Genomic DNA, 24,297 nt, shown 5'->3' with positions numbered 1-24,297 from the left:
GCCGGAGGATGCACCGGCCACCGCACCCCCCGCGGCGGGCCCGGCCGCGGCGCCGGCCCTTCCTGCGCCGGGCTCCTCCCGCCGCCCTTGGGGGCCTGCTCCGACCGGCTCAGCCACCGTGGTCCACCTCCGGGGCGCCGGGTTCCACCCCCAGGGCAGCGGCCAGCGGCTGCAGCTTCAGGGCCGTCTCCTGCCATTCGCGCCCGGGGTCCGACCCCGCCACCACGCCGCAGCCGGCAAAGAGCCACGCCTCGGGCCCCCGCACCACCCCCGAGCGGATGGCCACCGCCATCTCCCCCTCCCCCCGGTGGTCGAACCAGCCCAGGGGAGCCGCGTACCAGCCCCGGCTTCCGCCCTCCCAGCGACGGATGAACGCCAGGGCCCGCTCCCGCGGCCAGCCGCCCAGGGCCGGTGTGGGATGGAGCCGCGCCACCAGCTCCGGCACCGTGGCGCCATCGACCACCCCCGTGATGGGCGTGTACAGGTGCTGCACGTTCCGCAGCTGGAGCAGGCGGGGCTCCGCCGGGACGTCCAGCACCCGGCACACCGGCCCCAGGGTGTCCCGCAGCATCCGCACCACCAGCGCATGTTCTTCCCGTTCCTTGGGACTGGCCAGCAGCTCCCGGGCCAGGGCAGCGTCGGCCTCAGGGGTCGCCCCCCGCGCGGTCGAACCGGCCACCGCGGCCGTCTCGACCCGCCGGTCCCGCAGCCGCACCAGCCGTTCGGGCGTGGCCCCCAGGAAGACGGTCCGGTCTCGGGCCACGGCGAAGATGAAGCATTCGGGGTAACCGGCCTGGAGCCGGCGCAGGGCCGTCCCGGGATCGAAGGCCGCCGCGGCCCGCAGGTGCAGGCGGCGCGCCAGGACCACCTTGGCCAGCTCGCCCCGGCCGATGGCGTCCAGCGCCGCGCCGAGCATCGCCTCCCACTCGTCCCGGCCGGGCACCGCCCGCGCACCCAGCAGGGACGGGAATCCACCGGCCCCGTGCGGCCGGGCGGACGAACCGGACCCCTCCCGACCGCCGGCTGACCCAGGCCAGCCCGGTGCACCGGGCGCAGCACCGAGCCCTGCGGCTCCGGCCAGTTGAAGACCGGCCCGGCCGCCTGGCCCGGCCTCCGCCTTGCCCGGCCCGCCAGGGCCCGGGGCACCGGCAGGCCCTCGGGGGTCCGTCCCGCCGCTTCCCGGGCGCCGCCCGGCCGTTGAAGCGACGGCCAGCAGCGAGAGCCAGCGGCGGCCGCGCTCGCCGGCGGCGGTGGTGGCCGCCGCGGGCACGCGCAGCCGGATGCCCCCGGGGAAAACCCACCCGGCTCCCTCGCCACCCGCGCCCGCGGCGGCCGGGGTCCCGGCCCCCCTCTCCGCCGCCGTCACCACCCCGGGGACCACCACCCGGTTGAAGGTGAGCCAGGTCCCGCCGCCTGTCCGGGTGACCAGCAGCTCCGGCAGGACGAAGCGCGCCGCGGGGAAGCCGGCCCACAGCGAATCCGCCGCCTCCTGGGGGTCGAAGGCGAAGCCCCCCACCACCACCGGTCCCGTTCCCCACACGCCGTGGGGCGCATCGATGAGCGCACCCTCGCACAGGGCCTGCCAGGCGGAAGCCAGGGCCGGGGCGATGGCGGCCAGGGGCGCGGCGGGGCCGGCGCCGGCCGCTTCCGGCCCGGCCGCCGCATCCGGACCTGGACCGGCTTCCAGGACGGCTGCCGCCCCCAGGGCGACCATGGCCATGGTGCCGCCCGGAGCAGACCAGAGCGCCCGCTCGTGGGTCAGGATGGCGGCGCCCTCCCACAGCGCGATGGGGTCCAGGTCCTCGGCGGCGACGGTAAAGCTCACCACGGCAGGCCGCCGCCCGCGCCGGGCCTGGTCCCGGGCCCGGGCATGGAGCCGGTCCAGATCGCGACTGACGGGTCCCGTGAGGGACGCAAGACGGGGCACTTCCCTGGCCAAGGGTGTCATCCCTCTATCCTAAGGATCGTAAGTTCGCCGAACCCGGCGGATTGCTGGTTCCTCGAATCGGCAACGGCTGGCGTCCCCGGTGAACTCTGGGTGAACATTCATTCACCGGCGACCCAAAGCAGGGATGTTCGTGAGCGAGGCCCAGATCCCTTCCTCAAGGCCACCCGGCCGGGCAGGGTCGGCCACACCCGTGCGCCCGCCTCGCCCGGCGGCTCGCCCCGCCCGGCTGCCGGCTACGCCGGCCCCAACCCCGTTGCACCCAGGCCGCCGGGACCCTCAAGACCGGCGGCCCCGGCGACGGGCTCGGCCCATGGCGGGCGGCCGGGCCCGGCCGGCCGGCTCGCTCCCGCAAACCCCCGGTCCTGTCAGGACCACAGGGCCGACCGCAGCCACCACCAGCCGTATCCCGCCACCAGCGAGACCCCCGCCGCCTTGTAGAGCCCCAGGGCCAGCCGGCCCAGCCGGTAAAGGTCCTGGTGCCGGTAGGGCCGGGCCAGGAAGAGCGGGGCCTGCCGCAGGCAGCGGGCCGCGGGCACCAGCGTGACCAGCACCAGGGCGGGCAGCCGCCCGGCCGCCACCCCGGCGACGATCAGCACCGCCGTGGCCGCCACCCACCCGAAGTACAGGCGCAGGGCGCGCGTCTCTCCCAGCCGCGCCGCTACGGTCATCTTGCCGGTGGCCCGGTCTTCTTCGATGTCGTGGATCGACTCGGCATAGAGGATCAGGGCCACCAGGGACACCAGGGGCAAGGAGGCCACCAGCGCCTCCAGGGAAAGGGTGCGGGCCTGGACGTAGTACGAACCCAGCACCAGCACCGCGCCCATGTTGAGTCCCACCATGACCTCGCCGAGCCCGCGGTAGCCGTAGCGGACGGGCGGAGCCGTGTAGAAGAGCCCGCTGGCGATGCCCAGCAGGCCGAAGGCCAGGGCGGGCCAGCCCGTGCGGGCGGCCAGGTAGCCGCCCACCAGAGCGCCGAAGCCGAAGGTGGCCCAGGCTCCCCGGCGCAGGCTGTCCGGGCTGAGCCACCCCGCCTGGATCACGCCGCTGCCGCCGGTGAAGGGCGCATCGCCCTCGTACATGATGTAGTCGAAGTAGTCGTTGGCCATGTCGGTGCCGGCGTGGATGGCCAGGCTGCCCAGCATGGTGAGCAGCGCCAGCCAGGGGTCGAAGTGGCCCTCCCCGCCGGCCACCAGGATCCCCACCAGCACGGGGATGATGGTGACCGGCTTGAGGTGGGGGCGGCTGGCCTGGAACCAGGCCCGGGCCAGCAGGCGCCAGGAGCGGGCGGTGGGCGCCTCGGCCCCTGCGCCCGCGGCCGCCGCCCGTGCCATGGCCGGGCCGTGTTCGTCCGCCTGGTGCACCGGATCTCTCCCCCATCCTGCGCCTGCCCGCCGGCCGGGTGAGCCCCCGTCTGGGCGTCCCGCCTGCGGTTCCACCGCTCAAACGTACCGGCGGCCCTGCCGAACGTCGCCGGTTGCACGCCTTTTATTGTAGCGAAGGAAACCGGCTCTGACCTGTTGTCGGGATGGCGGAACCCGGCTATACTGTGCGTAATCTCCATTGACAACGGATGCGGCCGGCCGAGCCGGCCGACCCCTCTCTTATCCAGAGCGGTCGAGGGACGGGCCCGATGACGCCGCGGCAACCGGCGACCTTGGTCGTGCGGTGCCAACTCCCGCGGCTCCCTCCGGGAGCCGAGAGATGAGAGAAGGGGGACGGGGACCCTGCTGCGATCACCAAGCCCCTTCCTCCTTCGGAAGGGGCTTCTTCTTTGGCCGCCAGAGCTTAAGGGACCGGGGACCCCAGGTACCCAGGGGGTCCCGGAGCCCGGCGAGCCAGGGGCCGGTGGGGCCAGGAAGGGCCCGTTCCCCCCCATCCTGCAGCGCCGAGCGCCGTGCGGAAGCCCAGGCACCCCGTGCCGGGGCGCTGTCGCCGGCGCCGCGAACTGGAGGTGACGACCAGGGTGACCCAGCCCTTCCGGCCGGCCGCCGGACCGCGACCTGCCCACCCGGCCACGGCCGACTCCCAGCCCGGCCACGCGGCTCCGCCGCGGGCGGCCTTCCCTGCCGCGGGCCACCCGCCCGAGGACAACGGCCCCGCGGGCCCTGCCGGCCTCCCTCCGGCACGCCCGGTTGCAGGGGGCGGGGGCGGAGGAACCTTCGTGCCCTTCGCCCCGGATCCGGCTCCCCGAACCCTGCCGGCGGTGAGTCCTGGACCCGCTCTGCCCGCCCTGGCCGATGGCGACCCCTCCTGGGCCCTGGCCGCCCGCCCGGTCCGGCCCTCCCCCGCGGGCGACAGCCCGTCCGGCGGCGGACCCGCGCCGTCCCAGCCGTGCCCCGGGGCGCCCGGGGGGCCCCGGGGCACGGCCCGGGAGGAGGAAGAACCGGCTCTAGGCACCGCCCTCCTTCCCCTCACCGAACCCGCCGCGGTGGAAGGCGTCCACCTGGCGGCCATCCGGGCCGGAGCCCGCCTGGTCCGCACCGCCACCCGCTGGGCCAGCCCCTGGTGGCTGCCGTCCACGTCCCCGGAGCGGATCGAGGAGATCAACCTCTGGGCCGCCAAGCTGGCGCGGTCCGCCCGGGAGCTGGCCGGGCGGCCCTGCCTGGTGGCGGGGTTGTTGGGACCGCTGCCCGCCACCGCCGCTGCCGGCGGCAGCACCGAGCCGGAGGCCGTCCTGGAAGGATACCGCCGCCAGGTGGCCGGGCTGCTGGCAGGGGGCGTCGACCTGTTCTGGGTCGAAGCCCGCCACCCCCTGGAGGCCGGCCTTGCCCTGAAGGCCGTGCGGGAGGCGGCCCGGTTGCCGGTGGGTGTCCTGCTGGTGGGGGAGGGGGAGCCGCCGGATGCCCTCCCCTCCCCCTGGCTGGAGGCGTTCCACTCGGCCGGCTGGCCCGACGCCCTGGGTGTGGCCACCGGCGGCGGGCCGGCACGGGCGGCCCGCTGGCTGGCGGCGGTGCGGCGGGCCGGGTGGAGCGGCCCGCTGTGGGTCACCCTGGGACGGCTGGACGACGGGCCCGAACCTGTGGCCCGTGGGCTGGCCGGCCCCAAGCCGGCCACCCAGGACACCGGCGGGTGGGATGCGTGGGATGCCCTGCGCCTCCTCGGACCCGGCTGGGTGGGTGGAACCGGCCCCTGGCAGCCCGCGGACCTGGAGGCTCTGGCCGGCCGCATCCAAGCGGTCCACCCGGAGCCGGAGGGCCCGGCCCCGGCCCTGCCGGTCCTAGGCCCTCTGAACCGGACGGGTTCGGGCAGCGGCCCCGCCGGGCCGGGCGCCGGCCATCCTGACGCCGGCCATCCTGACGCCGGCAAGCAGGCCGCCTCCTTGCCCGCCGCTGCCCATTGGGGCAGGAGCCGGCCTGCCGGTGCAGGCTCCCTCCCAGGCGCAACCACCAGCGGCGCGGGCGGGGCCACCGGCCCCGGAAGCCCCGCTCCGCTGCGGGAGAAGCTGGGGCGCCGGTTCGTCATCAGCGTCGAGCTGGATCCGCCGCGGGGTCCGGTGGCCACCAAGTTCCTGGCCGATGCCCGCACTGTGGCGGCGGCCGGAGCCGATGCCGTCAACGTGGGCGACAGCCCCATGGCCCGGCCGCGGATGGCGGCCTGGGCCGGTGCCCTGCTGGCCCGCAGCGCCGGCATCGACGCCATCATGCACTGCACCACCCGGGACCGGAACCTGATGGCCCTGCAGGCCGACCTGCTGGCCGCCCATGCCCTGGGCGTCCGCAACGTCCTGGCCCTGACGGGCGACCATCCCCGCCTGGGTTCCAGCGGCGCCTCCCCGGTCTACGACGTGGACTCCATCGGCCTGCTGGAGGTGCTGGCGGCCCTGCGCCGGGGCGAGGATCCCCGGGGCAACGCCCTGGGGGCGCCGGCCGACTTCACCGTGGCCTGCGCCCTGAGCCCGTCGGCGGACGATCTGGACCAGGAGCTGGACCGCTTCCGCCGCAAGCTGGCGGTGGGCGTGGTGGACTTCGTCATGACCCAGCCCCTCTACGAGCTGGAGCCCCTGGAGCGGGTCCTGGACCGGCTGGGCGGGTGCCCGGTACCCCTCGTCATGGGCGTGATGCCCCTGCACAGCGGCCGCCACGCCCATTACCTGCACCATCAGGTACCCGGGATCTCCATCCCCGCCCGGATCCGCGAGGCCCTGGACCGGGCCGGCGAGCGGGGTCTGGAGGTGGGCCTCCAGCTGGCCGAGGAAGTGGTGGAGGCGGCCCGGCCCTACATTGCCGGGGTCTACGTGGTGATCTCCTACGGGAAGGCGGAGCCGGTGGCCGAGTTCGTCCGGCGCTTGCGGGCATGGCTTGACGGCCCCCTTCCCGCGGCGGCAGCCCGGGGCCCGGCAGCCCGGAGCCCGGAGGAGGTGCGCCACCATGCCGGTTGAACCGGTCCCCGCCCGGTCCCAGGGCGGGGCGGTCCCGGACCCGGAGGGGACCCTCCCCGTCCCCCGGCTGCAGCCCGCCACCCGGGTGGTGCACGCGGGCGTGCGCCGCGACCCCCGCACCGGGTCCGTGGCCGTGCCCATCTACCAGACGGCCACCTACGAGCACCCGGGGCCCGGCCAGACCACCGGCTGGGATTACAGCCGGCTGCACAACCCCACCCGGGAAGCCTTCGAAGAGGCGGTCAACGGGCTGGAAGAAGGCTTCGCCGCCCTGGCTTTCGCCTCCGGTATGGCCGCCCTCACGGCGGTGCTGCACCTCTTCCGGCCCGGCGACCACCTGGTGGTGACCGAGGACCTGTACGGCCACACCTGGCGGGTGCTGGACGAGCTGTTCCGCCACCTGGGCATCGGCTACACCCTGGCCGACACCACCGACGCCGCGGCCGTGGCGGGCTCCTTGACGCCGGCGACCCGCGCCGTGCTGGTGGAGAGCCCGACCAACCCCCTCATGCGGGTGGCCGACCTGGACGGGCTGGCCGCCCTGTGCCGGCACCATCGCCTGTGGCTGCTGGTGGATTCGACCCTGTTCACGCCCCTCTTCCAGCGGCCCCTCACCCGGGGCGCCGACGTGGTGATCCACAGCGCCAGCAAGTACCTGGCCGGCCACAACGACCTGGTGGCGGGCGTGGCCGTGGCGGCGACCCCGGCCCTGGCGGACGAACTGACCTCCGTGCGCACCGTCACGGGCGGTATCCTGGGGCCCCACGACGCCTGGCTGGCCGTGCGGGGCCTCAAGACCCTGGCGCTGCGCATGGCCCAGGCCCAGCACAACGCCCTGACCCTGGCCCACTGGCTGGCGGCCCACCCGGCGGTGGCGGCGGTGTACTATCCGGGGCTGCCGTCAAGCCCCTTCTTCCGGCGCTGCCGGCAGCAGGCGGAGGGCTTCGGGGCGATGCTCAGCTTCCGCTTGCAGGATGCCGGCCGGGCCGGCCACGTGCTGCAGCGGCTCCGGCTCATTCTCTTCGCGGAAAGCTTCGGCGGCGTGGAGAGCCTGATCACCCACCCCGCCAGCACCACCCACAGGGAGATGCCTGCCGCCCTGCGGGAGCGGCTGGGCATCGACGAGGGGCTGCTGCGGCTTTCGGTGGGTATCGAAGCGGTGGACGACCTGGCCGCCGACCTGGAGCAGGCGCTGGAGGGGCCGTCGGCCCTGTCCCTGGCGGAGGCCCGCGCCCGGGCCGAAGCCATCCTGGCCGGCCGGGCGCGGCAGGAGGCGTGAGAGCGGAGCCCCCCGTGCTCCCGGCTGGCCGGAGGCCTGTGCCGGCGGCTCGCCCGCATGGCGGCCCGGCCCCTGGGCTCGAGGTCCCCGGCCTCGAGCCCAGGGGCCTCGAGCCCCGCCTCGGCCTCACCCTCAGCCCAGGGACGAGCCTTACGGCGTAACGCCGGTCAGTTCGGCATACACCACCAGCCGCTGCCGGGACGAACCCGGCGGGTGACAGGTGGTGAGGATGAGCCCCGGCCGGGGCCCCTCCAGCACCGCCCGCCAGTCGTTGCGGTGGGTGGCGAAGACGCGGCGGGCAGTGTACCGGTACCAGCGGCCCTGATACCACAGGGCGAGGGCATCGCCGGGCTGCAGCCGGTCGAGGTGACGGAACCAGGCGCCATAGGTGGTCCGGTGGGCGGCGATGGCCACCCGGGCCCCAGGTCCGGGCAGCTCGGCCTCCGGGTAGATGCCGGGTCCGCGCGCCAGGACGGCCCGGCTCGTACCGTAAAGGACCACGGCGTCCACACCGGCCCGCGGGATCACCAGCCGCGCCACGGGCTGCCCCGGTTCCCGGGCGGCCGCTTCGCGGCCAGCCGCCGCGTCTCCGCCGGCGCCTCCGGCGCCCCGCCCGGGTGCCGCCTGGAGCTCCCCGCCGCGGAGCTCCCCGGAGCCAGGGACGGCCGCCGTGGCGGCCAGGCCGGGGTCTTCCCACCACCAGGCCAGCCACCCGTCAGGCACGCCCGCCTCGGTCAGGAGCTCCCGCAACCAGCCGAGAAGCCTTTCGAGCCCGCCCAACCAGCGGCCAAGGAGCTCGAGGAGCCGGTCCGCGGCGGGGGACGCCCAGATCCGGCCGGCAGGCCCCAAGCCCGGCGCCGCGGGTTCCCCCGGGTCCCCGCCCGGATCATCCGGACCCGGCCGTACCAACTGCGCCTTCAGGTGGGCCTGCCAGCCGGCGCCGTACACCCACTGCAAGGCGGGCGCCGTGGCCAGGGCGACCCCCACCAGGACGAGGACCCAGCCCGCCAGGGTTCCCCACCACCGGCGCGTGACCCGCACTGCCACGGCGCCTTCGCCTCCCATCAGGCTGGGATCCGCCCGCTGGGTCAGCAGGATGGGGCGGGCTCGCCGCCCTCCGGCGGTGCGGGCGCGCCGGCCGCCATGCCGGCGGGGAATGGGCCGGCAACACCCGCCTCCGTCATCGTCCCGCAGGCTGCCCGCACGCCCCGGGCGCCACCGTTCAGTGCCCACCGCCGAACGGCCAGGCCGGCGCCGGCCGCCAAGGAGCCGGCGAGCAGAAAGGCCAGGCCGTTGCCGCCGGTGAACGGCAGGCTGCCCCAGCTGGCCCGCTCGTCGCCGGTACCGCCGCTGCCGCCGGGGCCGCTGCCGGTGGACCCGCCACCTGACCCGCCCGTGCCCGGTCCCGTACCAGGGCCGGGAGTGCCACCGCCCGGGCCGCCGGGTGGCGATCCCCCGTCACCGTCCTCACCGGGCTGATCGCCGGGAGGGTTTTGGGGGCCGGTGCTGGCGCGCTCCAGGCAGACCTTCACCGTGGCCGTGCCGTCGGGCCCCAGGGTGACGGGGCCGGAAGTGGCCACGGCGTATCCTCCGGCGCTGGCGGTGATGGTCAACCGGCCGCTGGAGGTGCGTCCGATGTCCAGGCTGAAGTTCCCGCCCAGGTCGGTCCGGGCGATCCCCAGCGCGGCGCCCAGTTCCTCGCCCACCGACACCGTGGCGCCCGGGATGGGAAGACCGCTCAGGGCGTCGCACACCAGGCCGGTGATGGTGCCCGTGGGCAGGTCGACCCGCACCGGCTCATCCCCTCCCCCGCCGGACGGGCCGCTATCGCCGGACCCACCGCCGGGTCCACCGCCGGACACGTCGCTGTCGGACTGGTCCCCATTGCCGCCGTCCGAACCTGACAGGAGCCCCCCCGTCGGGTCCGGGCTGATGCGGAGGCCGCCGTCCAGGCTGACCTCCACGTTCTGGTCGCCGATCTGCAGCTTCAAGGAGGGCCCGCTACCCGTGTTGCCGTCCTGGTCTCCGCCTCCCCCCGTGGACAGGAGGTCGCCGGCCGTGCCCAAGATGGCGCCGGTCAGGGTGCCGGCGGCGCCTTCCACGGTCCCGGCCACCCCCTCCACCAGGGAGCCGAGCGGGTCTCCCGCCAGGGTCCCGGCCGCCCCACCGGCCGTCTGGCCCGCCTGGTCCACCGTGCCCTCGACGGCCTCACCGCCTGTCCCTCCGGTAGGGGCGCCCGCCAGCTGGCCGGCGGCCTCGCCGGCGGTGGCGGCGATGGTGCCGGCGGTTCCTGCGGCGGTCCCGGTCACCACGCCGAGGCTGCCGGACAGCATGCCCGTCGTTGCCGTCGCCAGCCTGGCGGATGCCGCTGGCGCATCCCGCGACGTGCTGCCGCCGGCGGCCGGTACCCCCTGGGTCGCCTCCTGCACCTTCTCCGAGCCGGGCAGGCGCGGGCCGGCTGCCTTGGCCGCCGGCCCCCCTCCCAGCAGGACGCCGCCACCGGTGGCCACCACCAGGGCAAGGCTGGCGACCCAGGCCACCGGGCGCCGCCAGCGGGAGGCCTGTTCCGCTTGCCGCATGCTCCCCCTCCCCCATACCGACTAAATGGACGTTTAGTATTTAGGATTCGTTGGGCTTGGCCTTTTTATGGTAGGGGTACGATTTTAAAAGAAATGGTTTGATTCGACGCGGTATTGAGGCACAGTAGCGTCCATAAACAAGTCATTATTCGACAAAGGGTCCATCACGCCTATACGATACTTGCCGAAAATGCAGAGGACGACTTCCCCTTCCCAGGGAAGCCGTCCCCATACCCCTGCCGGCCCCTTGCCGGTTGTCGAACCCTGTCGCCATCCGTCGCCTGCGGGCTGCAGGCTCCGGCCTACCGGCCGCCGGTGGCGGGAGCGGGTGCCCACTCCTCCCGCAGTTCCCGGGCCGCCTGGACCATGTGCCGCAGGGCCGGTTCAACCTCCTCGTAACGCCGGGTCTTGAGGCCGCAGTCCGGGTTCACCCAGAGCTGGCCCGGGTCGAGCACCGCGGCCGCCTTGCGCAGCAGCGCCTTGATCTCATCCACCGGCGGCACCCGGGGCGAGTGGATGTCGTACACCCCCGGGCCGATGTCGCTGGGGTAGCGGTGCTGCACGAAGGCGTCCAGCAGCTCCATGCCCGAGCGCGACGCCTCGATCAGGATCACGTCGGCATCCAGGGCGGCGATGGCGTCCAGGATGTCGTTGAACTCGGAGTAGCACATGTGGGTGTGGATCTGGGTCTCCTCCCGCACCCCGCCGGTGACCAGGCGGAAGCACTCGGTGGCCCAGGCCAGGTAGGCGGGCCGGTCCGCCTGCCGCAGGGGCATGGCCTCCCGGAAGGCCGGCTCGTCGATCTGGATGACCCGGATGCCCGCCGCCTCCAGGTCCTGGACCTCGTCGCGGATGGCCAGGGCGATCTGGCGGCAAGTCACCTCCCGGGGCTGGTCGTCCCGGACGAAGGACCACTGCAGGATGGTGACGGGCCCCGTCAGCATGCCCTTGACCGGCCGGTCCGTCAGCGACTGGGCGTAGGTGATCCACCGCACGGTCATGGGGCCGGGCCGGGCCACGTCGCCGTAGAGGATGGGCGGCTTCACGCAGCGGCTGCCGTAGCTCTGCACCCAGCCGTGGCGGGTGAAGGCGAAGCCCTCCAGCTGCTCGGCGAAGTACTCCACCATGTCGTTGCGCTCGGCCTCGCCGTGAACCAGCACGTCCAGGCCCAGCTCCTCCTGCAGCCGGATCACCCGGCGGATCTCGGCGCGGATGCCCTCTTCGTAGGTGGCGGTGTCGATCTCCCCGTGCCGCCAGCGCGCCCGCAGCCGGCGCACCTCCGGAGTCTGGGGGAAGGAGCCGATGGTGGTGGTGGGCAGGGGCGGGAGGCCCAGCCGCTCCCGCTGCAGCGACCGCCGCTGGGGCGCCCGGGAGGGCCTGCGGGCCTCGTCCGGGTTGAGCCGCGCCAACCGCTCCTGCACCTCCGGCCGGGTGCGCCGGGGCGAGCGGCGCCGGGCCTCCACCGCCGCCCGGCTGGCCTCGAGGGCGCCGGCCACGGCCTGCCGGCCCTGGTTCAAGGCGCGGGTCAGGACCGCCACTTCCTCCAGCTTCTGCTTCGCGAAGGCAAGCCAGCCCTTGATCTCCGGATCCAGATCCGTCTCCAGGTCCAGGTCGATGGGCACGTGCAGCAGCGAGCAGGAGGGGGCGACGAAGAGCCGCCCGGCCCCCAGGGCGTCCCGGGCCCGCTCCAGCAGGGCCAGGGCCGCCTCCAGGTCCGCCCGCCAGACGTTGCGGCCGTCCACCACCCCCAGGGAGAGGTGCAGGGTGGGCGGAACCCCGGCGGCCAGCACCTGCTCCAGCTGGCCGGGGTCCCGCACCAGATCCAGGTGCAGGGCCTGCACCGGCAGGCTCAAGGCTAGCTCCAGGTTGTCCCGCAACCCCTCGAAGTAGGTGGCCAGGAAGAGCCGGAGCCCCGGGGCCGCCTGGGCTAAGGTGGCGTAGGCGCGGCGGTAGGCGGCCCGGGCCGGTTCGTCCAGGTCCAGGGCCAGGAACGGCTCATCCAGCTGGACCCAGGTGGCGCCGGCCGCCGCCAGCTCCCGCAGCACCTGCCCGTACACGGGCAGCAGGCCGTCCAGCAAGGCAAGGCGCGGCCCGGCGACCCCTTCCCCGCCGGAGGAACCGGCCGCCCCGCCGCCCAGACCCCCGGCCTCGCCGCGGCTCGCCTCGGGGGCCCGGCCGGCGGCGCCCGCCCCGGCCGGAGTGCGGAGCTTGGCCAGCAGCAGGAAGCTCACCGGGCCCAGCAGCACGGGGCGGGCCTCGAAACCCAGGGAGCGGGCCTCGCGGAATCCCTCCACCACCTTGCGGGACGCCAGGCGGAAGGCCTGCCCTGGTTCCAGCTCGGGCACGATGTAGTGGTAGTTGGTGTCGAACCACTTGGTCATCTCCAGGGCGGGGACGCCCCGGCCGGGGGTGCCCCGGGCCATGGCGAAGTAGACGTCCAGGGGGACCTCCCCAGCAGCCGCGGCGGCCGCCGCGCCCGGGCCCGCCTCCGCCCTCTGGCCCGCCGCGGGGGTGGCCCGGCCCGCGCCGGCGGCATCGCCACCAGGAGCCGGGGGGATTGCGGCGCCGGCTTCCGCTGAAGGGGCCCACCCGTAACGGGCGGGCACGGCCCCCACCATGCAGGCGGTATCCAGCACGTGGTCGTAGAGGGAGAAGTCCCCCACGGGCACCACGTCGATCCCCGCCGCCCGCTGCAGCTCCCAGTGCCGCCGCCGCAAGGCCGCCGCCGTCGCCAGCAGAGCGTCCGCGGAAATCTTGCCGTCCCAGTAGGCCTCCAGGGCCTGTTTCAACTCCCGGCCGGCCCCGATGCGGGGGAAGCCCAGGTTGGTTGCCACGGCCATGGGTCCGCGCCTCCTTCGTGGGATGGGACTGAAAATGAAAAACCCCTCCGGGAAAGGAGAGGTTCCTCGCCTTTCCCTATCTCCCGGGAACGCCTCCCGCGGGAATTGGCACCGTGCCGCCTGGGTGGAGCCGGCGGCCGGTTGCCGTGGCGTCATCGGGCCCGTCCCTCGGCCACTCTCGATAGGGCTTTGTCCGGTCATTCCCTTGTCAGCGACCGCGGGGTTGCAGGCGCTGCGGCCTGCAAGGCCCCCCGGGTTTCCGCATCCCACAGCCAAGGAAGGGGCCCATGGCCTCGCGGCCTGCGGTGCGTCATCGCGGTCCGCGGCCCTCCGGGTCTCGTCCGGCCGGCGTGGGCCCGGTGGGCTTGCAGGGCCCGTTGCCCAGGTGCGGCCTGGCGCCCCGGCGCCGCAGCGGGCTGGAACCCTCGCGCGGGATGCGGGCATTGGGGACTGCTATTCGGGGCCGGGGACGAAAGTCCTGCTGCCCCCACACCCCAGGGTGGGGTGAAACCGCGCCATCCCCGGCGGTCGCCCGCTGCGGGCCCTGCCGGCCGCCGGCGTGCCATTGCGGCCCGGGCACTGCCGGCCCGAGGTGGCCCGCATCCTGCCGGCGGCAGCCTATAAGCCTATAATTGAAGGGAAAACGGCGCAAGGAGGCAGCCCAGCCATGGACCGCCTGCAGCCCGGCGGCGCCGCGACGGGGGGCGGGGCGGCACCGGCCCCCGCCGGCGCCGTGACCCCCGAGGCAGCCGCCCAGCATCCTGACGCCGCCCTGGTGGTGGTGGACGTCCAGAACGACTTCTGTCCCGGCGGTGCCCTGGCCGTGCCCCAGGGCGACCAGGTGGTGCCCGTCCTCAACCGCTGGATCGGCGCCTTCCACGCGGCGGGCCGGCCCGTGGTCTTCACCCAGGACTGGCATCCCTCCGGCCATGTGAGCTTCCGCGAGCAGGGCGGGCCCTGGCCGGTCCACTGCGTGCAGGGCAGCCCGGGGGCCGCCTTCCACCCGGACCTGCAGGTCCGGGGCACCGTCTTCCGCAAGGGGTTCGCCCCCGACCGGGAGGCCTACAGTGGCTTTGACGGCGCCCTGGCCGCCGGTGAGGCCGGGGTCCGCCCCGAGGTCACCCTGGCCGGCTGGCTGCGGCAGCAGGGGGTCCGGCACCTGTACGTGGGCGGCCTGGCCACCGACTACTGCGTGCGGGCCACGGTGCTGGACGGCCTGCGGGAGGGTTTTCGGGTCACGGTGCTGGTTCCGGCCGTGCGGGCCGTCGACGTGACCCCGGGGGACGGGGAGCGCGCCCTGGCGGAGATGGAGGCCCACGGGGCCCTGCTGGCCGCCGGGGACGCCGGGGAGGCCCGGTGACGGTGTTCTTGCGGGACGAACGCGGCCGCGGCGAGCCGGCGGGCCCGGCCCTCGATGCGGGCCAGGCCCGGCCCCCGGCCCGACGCCTTCCCGCCGGGCCACCGGCGCCGGCGGCCGCCTCCACCCCAACCGCCCGCCCGGCGCCGGCTTCCGCCGGCGGCAAGCCCTCCGCCCTGGCGCCGGCAGCCCCCGCCGCCCGGCCCGGCCCCGGTCCGGACGGGCCGGCACCGGCCGGTCCCACCGTGCTGGTGGTGGACGACGAGGAGTCCCTGCTGGAACTGGTGGCGTACAACCTGCAGCGCAACGGCATGGCACCGGTGCTGGCCCGGGACGGTGCCGAGGCCCTGCGCCGCCTGGAGGAGCGCCGGCCCCAGGTGATCATCCTGGACGTCATGCTGCCCGATACCGACGGCTTCACCCTCTGCCGCCACCTGCGGGAGCGGGGCATTCAGACGCCCATCCTCATGCTGACCGCCCGGGACAGCGAGATCGACAAGGTGCTGGGGCTGGAGCTGGGCGCCGACGACTACGTGACCAAGCCCTTCAGCCCCCGGGAGCTGGTGGCGCGGATCAAGGCGCTGCTGCGCCGCACCGAGGGCCGGCGCCAGCAGATCGGCCCCATCGTGATCGACTACGCCGGCCATGAGGTCTACCGGGACGGCCAGCGGGTGGCCCTGACCCCCACGGAGTTCAAGCTGCTGGCCACGCTGGCTGCCGAGCCGGGCCGGGCCTTCACCCGGCAGGAGCTGCTGGACAGGGTCTGGGGTGAAGAGGCCTTCGGCGACCCGCGGACCGTGGACGTCCACGTACGCCACCTGCGGGAGAAGCTGGAGCGCAACCCCAGCCAGCCGGAGTGGATCCTCACCGTGCGGGGACACGGCTACAAGCTGAACTCCCCGGTGGCCGGGCTGTGAGCCGGGGGGCCGGCCTCGGTCCGGTGCAGCGGTGGCGGGAGGCCTGGCTCCGCCGGCGCATGCCCCGGCCGGGCCGGGAAGCGCCGGACTTCACCCTGCCCCTGGCCGGGACCGGCGACGAATTCTTGCGGCTGCGCGATCTCAGGGGTCGCCCGCTGGTCCTGCTGTTCTTCCCCTTTGCCTTCAGCCCCGGCTGCTGCAACGAGATCGAGGACTTCACCGCCCGCTACCCGGACTTCGCCTCCCGGGGCGCCCAGGTGGTGGGGATCAGCACCGACAGTCCCTATGCGCTCCGGGCGTGGGCCGACCGCTACCAGGTGCCCTTCCCCCTGGCCAGCGATTACAACCGGCGGGTGATCCGGCGCTACGGTGTGGCCATCAGCCGCTGGGGCCTGGGCGATTTTGCCGACCGGGCCGTGTTCGTCCTGGATGAACGCGGCGTCGTGCGCTGGGTCTGGCGGGCCCCGGATCTGGGCTACCTGCCCGATCCGGACCAGGTGCTGGCCCACTTGCCCGATCCGCCCGGTGACCGGCCCGGCCCGGCCGGCCACCGCCCGGGCCGGCGCTGAGGGTCGCTGCCGGCAGCCGAGCGCGGAGGGGAACGCCGCGGCGAGGGGCATGGCGCAGCGCGGAGATGGTCCTCAGCGTGGCGGTGGGCCTGGCGTCGCACGGAGATGGCCCCGAAGTCGCATCGCCCCGGCCCCGGCGCAGCAAGGGGCCGCCGCCGCGGCCCCTTGCCGGTTCGTTCTCGCAGCCGCGCAACCCCCAGCCCCGTGGGCCGGACCGTGAGAAGCGCCCCGCGGCCCGGACCGTCAGAAGCCCTCCCGCCAGGCGTGCATGGCCTGCACCTGGCTGAGGTACGCGGCCACCTCACCGTCCCGCCGCTCCTCGTCCCAACCCAGGATCTCGCCCATGGCCGCCGCCGCGTCGGCCGCCACCCCGCGCCCGTTGTCGGTGCTCCAGAGGGCCTCGGGCACCCGCCGCCAGAGGGCGTCGGCCAGGGTCTGGGCCATCTCCTCCGCGGCGGCGTACCGGGCCGCCGCCCGGACCCGGGCCGCCCGCGGCCCCGCCTGCAGGTCTTCGGGGCGCAGGTAGCCCAGGACCCGGTCGATCTCATCGCCGTAGTGGCGGGCCAGCCACTGCAGTTCCTCCACGGGCAAGCCCGTCTGGGCCGCCTTCTGCCGCAATTCGGCCTCCGCCGGCACGCGGGCGCCGCCGGGCAGGGGCTCCTCGTCCACCGGTGCCCCTTGGGTCTCGGGGAACACCTGATCGACGATGTTGCGGGCCATGGCCTTGTAGGCCGTCAGCTTCCCGCCGGCCACCGTCACCAGGCCCGAAGGGCTGGTGTAGAGCTTGTAGTCCCGGGAGATGGCGCTGGGATCCCGGGTATCCCCCGGGTCGATGAGCGGCCGCAGGCCCGCCCAGGCGCTGATCACGTCGTCCGGTCCCAGGCGGGTGGCGGGGAAGGTGCGGTTGAGGGCGTCCAGCACGTAGCGGACGTCGGCGGCCTCGGGCCGGGGACGGGCCGGATCGTCCCGGTATACGGTGTCGGTGGTACCGGCATAGGCGAAGGCTCCCCGGGGCACGGCGAACATGATGCGCCCGTCCGGGCCGCGCATGGTCACCGCGTGGCGGATGGGCAACCGGTCGCGGGTGAAGGCGATGTGGATGCCCTTGGTCAGCCGCAGGAGGCGAGGCGAGCCGGGGTCGTCCAGCTGGCGCACCCGGTCGGCCCAGGGACCCGTGGCGTTGAGGATCCGGCGGGCCCGGATGACGAACTCGGCGCCGCCGGTGCTCGCCTGGCCGGCCGCGCCACCGGCCGCCGCCTGGCCGGCCGCGTGCACCGCCGGGCCGCCGGCGGCCCTCTCCTGCCCCGGCGTAGCTCCCTGGCCTGCCCCGGGCGCGACCTCGGCGCCGCCTGCCTCCGGCGTGCCGGCCGCCGCCGTCCCTACCCCGGTCCCGCCGCCCGCCAGCAGGTCCCGGACCCGGACGCCCACCACCTGCCCGCCCGCGTCCTTGACGAACCCGGTCACCTCGGCGTAGTTGACCACCACCGCCCCTGCGGCCACGGCCTGGCGTGCCACCGTCGCCGTCAGGCGCGCGTCGTCGGTGACGGCGTCGACGTACATGCCGGCCCCCACCAGCCCTTCCTGGCGCAGCAGGGGCTCCTCCTGCTGCACGCGGGCCGGGCTGAGGATCCGGTGCCGCAGGGTGCCCAGGCTCCGGCCGGCGTACCGGTCATAAAGCCAGAGGCCGATGCGCAGTTGCCACAGCGGGTCGGGGTCACCCCGGTACACGGGAAAGACGAACCACTCCGGCCGCACCAGGTGGGGTGCCAGGCGCAGCAGGCGCATGCGCTCCACCACCGCTTCGTGGACCAGCCGGAAGTCCCGCTCCTTGAGGTAACGCAGCCCGCCGTGGATCAGCTTGGTCGAGCGGCTGCTGGTCCCGGCGGCAAAGTCCCGCGCCTCCACCACCGCGACCCGGAGCCCCCGGTGCGCTGCCTCCCGGGCCACGCCGGTACCCGTGATGCCGCCCCCGATGATGAGCAGGTCGAAGGTCTCCCGCTGCAGTTGGGCCAGCGCCTGCTGGCGATTCACTGCCACCGCCTCCCACCGTCGAACTGCCGGCCGCTGCCGGCTGCCACTCCTTCCCCAGGGCGTGCGGGGCGGCCGGTCTGCCGGCCGCCCCGCCGCTCCCTCACTGGGCCGGTTCTTCCCAGGCCCTGGCCCGCCCCACCGCCCGCTTCCAGCCGGCGTAGAGCTTCTCCCGCACGTCCTCCGGCATGGCCGGCTCGAACCGCCGGTCCCGCTGCCAGAACTGCTCGATCTCCTCGCGATTCCGCCAGAAGCCCGCCGCCAGGCCGGCCAGGTAGGCGGCGCCCAGGGCCGTGGTCTCGTTGACCACCGGCCGGTCCACCGGCACCCCCAACAGATCGGCCTGGAACTGCATGAGGAAGTTGTTGAGCACGGCGCCCCCGTCGACCCGCAGGGCGCTCAGGGACAGGCCCGAGTCGGCCTCCATGGCGCCCAGCACGTCGCGGGTCTGGTAGGCGATGGACTCCAGGGCCGCCCGGGCCAGGTGGGCACGCCCCGTGCCCCGAGTGATGCCGACGATGGTGCCGCGGGCGTAGGGATCCCAGTAGGGCGCGCCCAGCCCGGCGAAAGCGGGTACCAGGTAGACGCCGCCCGTGTCGTCCACCGACCGGGCCAGGGGCTCGGTGTCGGCCGCCTTCTCGATGATCTTGAGCTCGTCCCGCAGCCACTGGACCACGGCGCCGGCGATGAAGATCGAGCCCTCCAGGGCGTACTCCACCTTGCCGTCCACGCCCCAGGCCACGGTGGTGATCAGGCCGTGCTCGGAGCGGGCAGGCCGGTCGCCGGTGTTCATCAGCACGAAGGCGCCGGTGCCGTAGGTGTTCTTGGCCATGCCGGGCCGGAAGCAGGCCTGGCCGAAGAGGGCGGCCTGCTGGTCGCCGGCGATCCCGGCGATGGGAATGGCGCCGCCGAGCCAGGCCGGGTCCGTCTCGCCGTAGACCTGGCTGGACGGCCGGGCCTCGGGCAGCATGGCCCGCGGGATGTTGAGCTCCTGCAGCAGCTCGTCGTCCCAGTCCAGGGTGTGGATGTTGAAGATCAGGGTCCGGGAGGCGTTGGAGTAGTCGGTGACGTGGACCCGGCCGCCCGTCAGCTTCCACACCAGCCAGGTGTCCACGGTGCCGAAGATCACCTCGCCGCGCTCGGCCCGCTCCCGCACCCCCGGCACGTTGTCCAGGATCCAGGCGATCTTGGTGCCCGAGAAATACGGGTCGACCACCAGGCCGGTCTTCTCCCGGAACAAAGCTTCCCGCCCGCGGCGCTTGAGGTCGGTGCACAGGTCGGCGGTGCGCCGGTCCTGCCAGACGATGGCGTTGTACACGGGATCGCCCGTGGCCTTGTCCCAGACGATGGTGGTCTCCCGCTGGTTCGTCACGCCGATGGCGGCGATGTCATCCGGGGTGGCACCGGCTTCCTTGAGCACCGCCCGGGCCACGGCCAGCTGGGAATCCCAGATGTCCAGGGGGTCGTGCTCGACCCAGCCCGGCCTGGGGTAGATCTGGCGGAACTCCTGGTTGCGCACCGCCACCACGGTGCCCTGGCGGTCGAACAGGATCGCCCGCGAGCTGGTGGTGCCCTGGTCCAGGGCGAGGACGTAACGTGCCATGTCCCTATCCCTCCTGGGCTTCTCCGCCCCGCGGGGACCGGCCGCTCCTGCGCCCGGTCCCCGGTGCTGGGTGTTCCGCACGCGTCGCCAGTGCTTTCCGGCGACGGCCCGTCAACGGCTTCCTTCCGCCGGAGGAACCGGCTCTTCAGGCACCTTGCGCATGCCCCGGGCCTCCTCGGCCCGCTCCCGCACGGCGGCCGCCCCGTCCCCCACCGAAGCCGCCACCGCCGCGATCACCGCGCCTTCCGCCAGGGGCGCGTCGGCCAGGACCACCCGACCGCGCTTCTCCTCGGGCAGCAGGTCCAGGGCGGTGGCGGTGTTCAGGTAGGCGCTGCCCAGGTCGAACAGGACCACCGCCTCCCTTGCCTGCTCGAGGGCCGCCTCGAGGGTGGACAGGATGGCGGCCGCGTCGGTCCCCAGGCTGCCGTCCTCCAGCCCGGCGGCGATGAGGATGGGGACGCCGGGTCCTGCCATCTGGGCGGCCAGTTCCCGGACCCCTTCGGCCAGGGTGCGGCTGTGGGAGACCAGCACCAGGGCGGTGGGGGCGGCCGGCCCGGTCATGACGCCGGCCCCCCCGCCAGGGTCTCGGCCGCCGCTTCCATCATCAGGGTGGCGCTCAGGGAGCCCGGGTCGCGGTGGCCCCGGGAACGCTCGCCCAGGTAGCTGGCCCGCCCCTTGGTGGCCACCAGCGGAATGGTGGCATCGGAGCCCTCCCGGGCCGCCCGGGCGGCCTCCGCCAGGGCCTCGCCCAGGGAAGCCCCGCGGGCCAGGGCCGCGTCCAGGGCCTCCACCGCCGGCGCCAGGGCGTCGACCATGGTCTTCTCACCGCGGCCGGCCTTTCCCCGTTCCTGGATACCGGCCAGGGCCGCCTTGAAAAGGGCCGCCACGTCCCCAGGCTCCAGGGTGGCCTTGCCCGCCACCGCGGCGGCGGCCCGCAGGAAGGCCGTGCCGTAGAGCGGGCCCGAGGCCCCGCCCACCTTCGAGATCAGGGCCATGGCGACGGCCTTGAGCAGGTCGCCGGGTGCAGCGCCTTCCCCGGGCAGCCGCTCCAGGGCCGCCTGCAGGCCGCGGTCCATGTTGGTGCCGTGGTCCGCGTCGCCGATGGCCGCGTCCAGGGCCGTCAGCTCGTCCTTCTGGGCGGCCACCTTCTCGGCGAAGCGGCGGATGAAGGCCCGGATCCGCTCGCCGTCGACCGCCGCCGCTGCGTCCCCTGCCACCGGCGTCACCTCACACGCCCCACCGCAGGGCCGGCGTGTGGACGGGCGCGTCCCACAGCCGCAAGAGCTCGTCGTCGGCCCGCAGCAGGGTGATGGAACAGCCCTGCATCTCCAGGCTGGTGATGTAGTTCCCGACCAGGTTGCGGGCGATGGTGATGCCCCGCTGCCCCAGGATCTCCGCCAGCTTGCGGTACACGATGTAGAGCTCCAGCAGCGGCGTGCCGCCCATTCCGTTCACCATGGCGATGACCTGCTCGCCCTGCTTGAGGCCCAGATCGTCGATCACGGGCTCGGCCAGCATGGCGGTGATCTCGTCGGCGGGCCGCAGCTTCATCCGCTCGCGCCCCGGCTCGCCGTGGATGCCGATGCCGATCTCCATCTCGTCCTCGCCCAGCTCAAAGGTCGGCGAACCCTTGGCCGGCACCGTGCAGGAGGTCAGGGCCATGCCCATGGAGCGCACGTTGTCGCTGACCTTGCGGGCGATGCGTTCCACCTCGTCCAGGGACGCCCCGGCTTCGGCGGCGGCCCCTGCGATCTTCTCGACGAACACGGTCCCGCCCACGCCCCGCCGGCCGGCGGTATAGAGGGAGTTCTCCACCGCCACGTCGTCGGCCACCAGCACCGAGCGCACGGCGATGCCCTCGGCCTGCAGGAGTTCCGCGGCCAGCTCGAAGTTCATCACGTCGCCGGTGTAGTTCTTGACGATGAAAAGGACCCCGGCGCCGCCGTGCACCGCCTTGGCCGCCTCGACCATCTGGTCCGGCACGGGGCTGGTGAACACCTCGCCGGGGCAGGCCGCATCCAGCATGCCGCGGCCCACGTAGCCCCCGTGCAGGGGCTCGTGGCCGGAACCGCCGCCGGAGATCAGGGCCACCTTGCCCTGCACCGGCGCGTCCGCCCGGGCCACGAAGCGCGGCTCGGCCTGGACCCGCACCAGATCGGGGTGGGCCAGTCCGAGACCCTGGGTGGCCTCGTCCACCACCGCTTCCACCCGGTTGATCAGCTTCTTCACGGAGTGGACCTCCTTCCCCCGGGCACCCGCGCCCCCTGGGGCGACCTCCCCGCTGCGAGGCGGTGCCCCGCTGGGGCAGCCGCCCTCCGGGCGGGCGGCCGCCGGTCACGCGCCAGGGGGCCGGGTTCGTCCGGAACCATCAGCCAAAGGGGTGAACTGCCCCAGGCATCAGCCGAACAGGCTCTGGAAGAGCACAGCGCCTACGATGCCGCCGATGACCGGCCCCACCACGGGAATCCAGGCGTAGCCCCAGTCGGAGCTGCCCTTGCCGGGGATGGGCAGGACGGCGTGGGCAATGCGCGGCCCCAGGTCGCGGGCCGGGTTGATGGCATAACCCGTGGGGCCGCCCAGGGAGAGGCCGATGGCCCAGACCAGGAAGCCCACCAGCAAGGGGTTGAGGCCGCCCGCCAGGTTGTTGGCCGGGTGGCCGATGCCCAGGATGCCCAGCACCAGCGCCGCCGTGCCGATGATCTCCGTCACCAGGTTGGCGGCGGGGCTGCGCACCGCCGGCCCTGTCGAGAAGACCGCCAGCTTGAGTTCGGGATCGTCGGTGATGCCCCAGTGGGGCAGGTAGGTCACGTAGACCAGCACCGCGCCCAGGAAGGCGCCGATCAACTGGGCGATGATGTAGGACGGCACCTGGGCCCAGTCGAACTGGCCGATGGAGGCCAGGGCGATGGTCACCGCCGGGTTGATGTGGGCACCGCTGACGTGTCCCACCACATAGACCGCCACGGTCACGGCCAGGGCCCAGCCCGTGGTGATCACGATCCACCCCGAGTTCTGGCCCTTGGACCGGTTGAGCAGCACGTTGGCCACGACACCGTCGCCCAGCAGGATCAGGATCGCGGTGCCGAGGACTTCCCCAAGAAACGGGCTCACAGATCAACCCCCCTGAATGTTGTGGGCGGTCGCTCCCCTTCTTATCCCTGCTCCTTCAGCCCTGCCCGCCCCGCGGGCTCCGTCCCCGCCGGGCGGCCGGCGCGGCCTGGCCCCTGGCGCCGCCGCGCCCCGCCCCCTCCCCCCTTCCTGCCCGCCGGCGCGCCACCCGTTCCCGCCCCGGCCGGTGGCCCATCCGCGCACCGGGCCCAAAGCAGGAAAGCCCTGCGCGAAGCGTGGTGCGCCTTGCGCAGGGCCTTTCTCCCAGGTCTCCGGCCCATGCCAGCGGGTGCCGCGCCTTGAGGCAGCGGATTTTGCATGATGATTGCCGTTCTGCAAGAAGGGCTTCGCGGAAGGGCGCCGTTCTCCTGCCGGTCCCCTGGGGATCACGGAGGGAATTCCGAACGGCAGGGCCCCGGCCATCGGAGCACACCGGCGCGTTGGGCGGGAGGCGGTGCCGGGGGATCGTCCCCGGCCGGCAAAGGGCGGTGCCATGGCCCCGGTCCGGCACGCCGGGTGTGGGTGCCCGCGGACCGCCGGCGGAGGATGGGGGGCGAGGTGGAGACCCGCTGGGGGCTAACCGGACTCCAACCCGCCCCACAGGGCAGGACTACTGGTGGAGACGGCCGTGGCACCGGCCGCCAGCACCTTCTTGATGTCCGGGAGGACCCGGACCAGTCCCCCCGCCACCAGGGGCCCCCCGTGCACGGTGCGGATCTCGGCGAAAACCCAGGCAGGCAGCGAAGCCGGCAGCACTTCCACGGCCCCGGGCTGGGTGCGCCGGATCACCTGGACCGCGGTGGCCACGGCCGCGCTGTCCAGGGCGAAGATCCGCAGGATGGTCTCCAGACCCGCCTCCAGGCTGTAGCGGGTCACGGTGCTGCGGGTGGTGATGATCCCGTCGGGCCGGGCGTAGCGGGCCAGGAACTCGACCCCGCTGCGATCGCCCGCCAGCCCCTCCACCAGGTCGTAGTGGACGAACACGGCCTTGCCCGCAGCCCGGCAGCGCTCGATCACCCGCGGCAGGGTGAGCAAGCTGGCGCTGAGCAGGAACAAGGCTCCCGCCGGCGAGCCCAGGGCCGCGTCCAGGTCTTCTTCCCGCCGCACCGCCGGGATGATCGGGTACCGGTTCAGCGCCTGCCGCGACGACACCCGCGGCGCCCCATCCATCTCCGTGTCCCCCATGTCACTCCTCCTCGCCGCCGTCTCCCACGCCCGGAGCGAGACCGGGACGACCGGGCGGAAGCAACGCTTGCCGGATACGCCGGAGCAGCTCGTCGCGCACCCGGCGAAAGGCGGCCAGCCGTTGTTCTTCCGTCCCCTCGACGGCCGACGGATCGGGCAGGGACCAGTGCAGCCGCCGCACGTGGGGTGGGGTCACCGGGCAGCGCTCGGCCGCATCGTCGCACAGGGTGACGATGAGGTCCATCCGGTCGAGCAGTGCGGGATCGATGGGCTTGGAGGACTGAGCGCGGATGTCGATGCCGATCTCGTCCATGGCGCGAACGGCCAGCGGGTGTACCCCCTTCGGATCCAGGCCTGCGCTGTACACCTCCCAGGTCCCTCCGAGCAAGGATCTGGCCAGTCCTTCCGCCATCTGGCTCCGCGCCGAATTGCCGGTGCACAGGAACATCAAGCGCTTCGCCACACGTCGAGCCCCCTTGTCGCGTTGGCGCCGCACCGGAAGTCCG

18 protein-coding genes and 2 riboswitches are annotated in these 24,297 nt (G+C 74.3%); of the genes, 5 read left to right on the top strand and 13 right to left on the bottom strand.

What is annotated here, in order from left to right:
* Positions 1-109 precede the first annotated feature (109 nt).
* Both THESUDRAFT_RS04310 and menA read right to left on the bottom strand, forming a co-directional pair.
* Entirely contained in the window at positions 110-1,948 is a 1,839-nt protein-coding gene (locus tag THESUDRAFT_RS04310; RefSeq protein WP_006903510.1) for an isochorismate synthase, read from the bottom strand.
* Between the two features lie 365 nt (positions 1,949-2,313).
* Complete coding sequence (gene menA / locus THESUDRAFT_RS04305) at positions 2,314-3,309, bottom strand: 1,4-dihydroxy-2-naphthoate octaprenyltransferase (RefSeq protein WP_006903509.1); 996 nt, start codon at positions 3,307-3,309, stop codon at positions 2,314-2,316.
* A 237-nt stretch (positions 3,310-3,546) separates the two neighbouring features.
* A riboswitch (SAM riboswitch) is annotated at positions 3,547-3,656 on the top strand.
* Between the two features lie 453 nt (positions 3,657-4,109).
* Here menA and THESUDRAFT_RS04300 point away from each other — a divergent pair.
* Together THESUDRAFT_RS04300 and THESUDRAFT_RS04295 are read left to right on the top strand one after the other, a co-directional pair.
* The gene (locus THESUDRAFT_RS04300; RefSeq protein WP_006903508.1) at positions 4,110-6,326 is read left to right on the top strand and encodes a methylenetetrahydrofolate reductase; all 2,217 of its coding nucleotides are present in this window, start codon (positions 4,110-4,112) and stop codon (positions 6,324-6,326) included.
* Positions 6,316-7,605: a cystathionine gamma-synthase gene (locus tag THESUDRAFT_RS04295; protein ID WP_006903507.1), complete on the top strand. Its 1,290-nt coding sequence runs from the start codon at positions 6,316-6,318 to the stop codon at positions 7,603-7,605. The genes THESUDRAFT_RS04300 and THESUDRAFT_RS04295 overlap by 11 nt, the downstream gene beginning before the upstream one ends.
* Positions 7,606-7,755: 150 nt before the next feature.
* Here THESUDRAFT_RS04295 and THESUDRAFT_RS14930 read toward each other — a convergent pair whose 3' ends face one another.
* The 3 genes from THESUDRAFT_RS14930 to metE all read right to left on the bottom strand — a co-directional run bounded on the left by THESUDRAFT_RS14930 (position 7,756) and on the right by metE (position 13,024).
* Positions 7,756-8,652 carry a class E sortase gene (locus THESUDRAFT_RS14930; RefSeq protein WP_006903506.1) on the bottom strand — a complete coding sequence of 299 codons (897 nt, stop codon included), beginning with the start codon at positions 8,650-8,652 and terminating at the stop codon, positions 7,756-7,758.
* Between the two features lie 41 nt (positions 8,653-8,693).
* On the bottom strand, positions 8,694-10,184 hold the full coding sequence (locus THESUDRAFT_RS14925; RefSeq protein ID WP_006903505.1) for a carboxypeptidase-like regulatory domain-containing protein: 1,491 nt from the start codon (positions 10,182-10,184) through the stop codon (positions 8,694-8,696).
* A gap of 302 nt (positions 10,185-10,486) precedes the next feature.
* Positions 10,487-13,024 carry a 5-methyltetrahydropteroyltriglutamate--homocysteine S-methyltransferase gene (gene metE, locus THESUDRAFT_RS04280; RefSeq protein ID WP_006903504.1) on the bottom strand — a complete coding sequence of 846 codons (2,538 nt, stop codon included), beginning with the start codon at positions 13,022-13,024 and terminating at the stop codon, positions 10,487-10,489.
* A 73-nt stretch (positions 13,025-13,097) separates the two neighbouring features.
* Positions 13,098-13,212, bottom strand: a riboswitch (SAM riboswitch).
* Positions 13,213-13,691: 479 nt separating this feature from the next.
* Between metE and pncA the strand changes: the two genes are divergently transcribed.
* The 3 genes from pncA to THESUDRAFT_RS04265 are packed head-to-tail and all read left to right on the top strand — an operon-like array spanning position 13,692 to position 15,867.
* Positions 13,692-14,384, top strand: a complete 693-nt coding sequence (pncA, locus tag THESUDRAFT_RS04275; protein WP_006903503.1) for a bifunctional nicotinamidase/pyrazinamidase — start codon at positions 13,692-13,694, stop codon at positions 14,382-14,384.
* On the top strand, positions 14,381-15,298 hold the full coding sequence (locus THESUDRAFT_RS04270) for a response regulator transcription factor (protein ID WP_341349083.1): 918 nt from the start codon (positions 14,381-14,383) through the stop codon (positions 15,296-15,298). The genes pncA and THESUDRAFT_RS04270 overlap by 4 nt, the downstream gene beginning before the upstream one ends.
* A 23-nt stretch (positions 15,299-15,321) precedes the next feature.
* Complete coding sequence (locus THESUDRAFT_RS04265; RefSeq protein WP_242823236.1) at positions 15,322-15,867, top strand: redoxin domain-containing protein; 546 nt, start codon at positions 15,322-15,324, stop codon at positions 15,865-15,867.
* 243 nt (positions 15,868-16,110) lie between these two features.
* On the opposite strand, the gene THESUDRAFT_RS04260 is transcribed toward THESUDRAFT_RS04265, so the two are convergent.
* From THESUDRAFT_RS04260 to THESUDRAFT_RS04225, 8 genes are all read right to left on the bottom strand, one after another.
* Entirely contained in the window at positions 16,111-17,904 is a 1,794-nt protein-coding gene (locus tag THESUDRAFT_RS04260; RefSeq protein ID WP_242823235.1) for a glycerol-3-phosphate dehydrogenase/oxidase, read from the bottom strand.
* A gap of 94 nt (positions 17,905-17,998) precedes the next feature.
* Complete coding sequence (gene glpK / locus THESUDRAFT_RS04255) at positions 17,999-19,498, bottom strand: glycerol kinase GlpK (RefSeq protein WP_006903498.1); 1,500 nt, start codon at positions 19,496-19,498, stop codon at positions 17,999-18,001.
* A gap of 111 nt (positions 19,499-19,609) precedes the next feature.
* A complete protein-coding gene (gene dhaM / locus THESUDRAFT_RS04250; protein WP_006903497.1) occupies positions 19,610-20,059 on the bottom strand; it encodes a dihydroxyacetone kinase phosphoryl donor subunit DhaM in 450 nt (149 codons plus the stop codon).
* Positions 20,056-20,715 (bottom strand): dihydroxyacetone kinase subunit DhaL, encoded by a 660-nt coding sequence (gene dhaL / locus THESUDRAFT_RS04245; RefSeq protein ID WP_006903496.1) that lies wholly within the window; start codon positions 20,713-20,715, stop codon positions 20,056-20,058. The genes dhaM and dhaL overlap by 4 nt, the downstream gene beginning before the upstream one ends.
* Positions 20,716-20,725: 10 nt before the next feature.
* The gene (gene dhaK / locus THESUDRAFT_RS04240) at positions 20,726-21,727 is read right to left on the bottom strand and encodes a dihydroxyacetone kinase subunit DhaK (protein ID WP_006903495.1); all 1,002 of its coding nucleotides are present in this window, start codon (positions 21,725-21,727) and stop codon (positions 20,726-20,728) included.
* A 168-nt stretch (positions 21,728-21,895) separates the two neighbouring features.
* Entirely contained in the window at positions 21,896-22,609 is a 714-nt protein-coding gene (locus THESUDRAFT_RS04235) for an MIP/aquaporin family protein (protein WP_006903494.1), read from the bottom strand.
* 573 nt (positions 22,610-23,182) lie between these two features.
* On the bottom strand, positions 23,183-23,791 hold the full coding sequence (locus THESUDRAFT_RS04230) for a glycerol-3-phosphate responsive antiterminator (protein ID WP_006903492.1): 609 nt from the start codon (positions 23,789-23,791) through the stop codon (positions 23,183-23,185).
* A gap of 1 nt (position 23,792) precedes the next feature.
* Positions 23,793-24,254, bottom strand: a complete 462-nt coding sequence (locus tag THESUDRAFT_RS04225) for an arsenate reductase ArsC (protein ID WP_006903491.1) — start codon at positions 24,252-24,254, stop codon at positions 23,793-23,795.
* Between the last annotated feature and the right edge of the window lie 43 nt (positions 24,255-24,297).

Source organism: Thermaerobacter subterraneus DSM 13965 (genome assembly GCF_000183545.2).
In the GTDB taxonomy this organism is placed as follows: Bacteria; Bacillota; Sulfobacillia; order Thermaerobacterales; family Thermaerobacteraceae; genus Thermaerobacter; species Thermaerobacter subterraneus.
Note: the sequence above shows the minus strand (reverse complement) of the source record. Positions and strands in the feature narration are given on the sequence as shown.

Coding starts and splice junctions, on each gene's coding strand:
- metE (WP_006903504.1), bottom strand. CDS start 13,024: ATGGCCGTGGCAACCAACCTGGGCTTCCCCCGCATCGGGGCCGGCCGG.
- dhaM (WP_006903497.1), bottom strand. CDS start 20,059: ATGACCGGGCCGGCCGCCCCCACCGCCCTGGTGCTGGTCTCCCACAGC.
- THESUDRAFT_RS04295 (WP_006903507.1), top strand. CDS start 6,316: ATGCCGGTTGAACCGGTCCCCGCCCGGTCCCAGGGCGGGGCGGTCCCG.
- THESUDRAFT_RS04310 (WP_006903510.1), bottom strand. CDS start 1,948: ATGACACCCTTGGCCAGGGAAGTGCCCCGTCTTGCGTCCCTCACGGGA.
- THESUDRAFT_RS14925 (WP_006903505.1), bottom strand. CDS start 10,184: ATGCGGCAAGCGGAACAGGCCTCCCGCTGGCGGCGCCCGGTGGCCTGG.
- pncA (WP_006903503.1), top strand. CDS start 13,692: ATGGACCGCCTGCAGCCCGGCGGCGCCGCGACGGGGGGCGGGGCGGCA.
- glpK (WP_006903498.1), bottom strand. CDS start 19,498: ATGGCACGTTACGTCCTCGCCCTGGACCAGGGCACCACCAGCTCGCGG.
- THESUDRAFT_RS04230 (WP_006903492.1), bottom strand. CDS start 23,791: ATGGGGGACACGGAGATGGATGGGGCGCCGCGGGTGTCGTCGCGGCAG.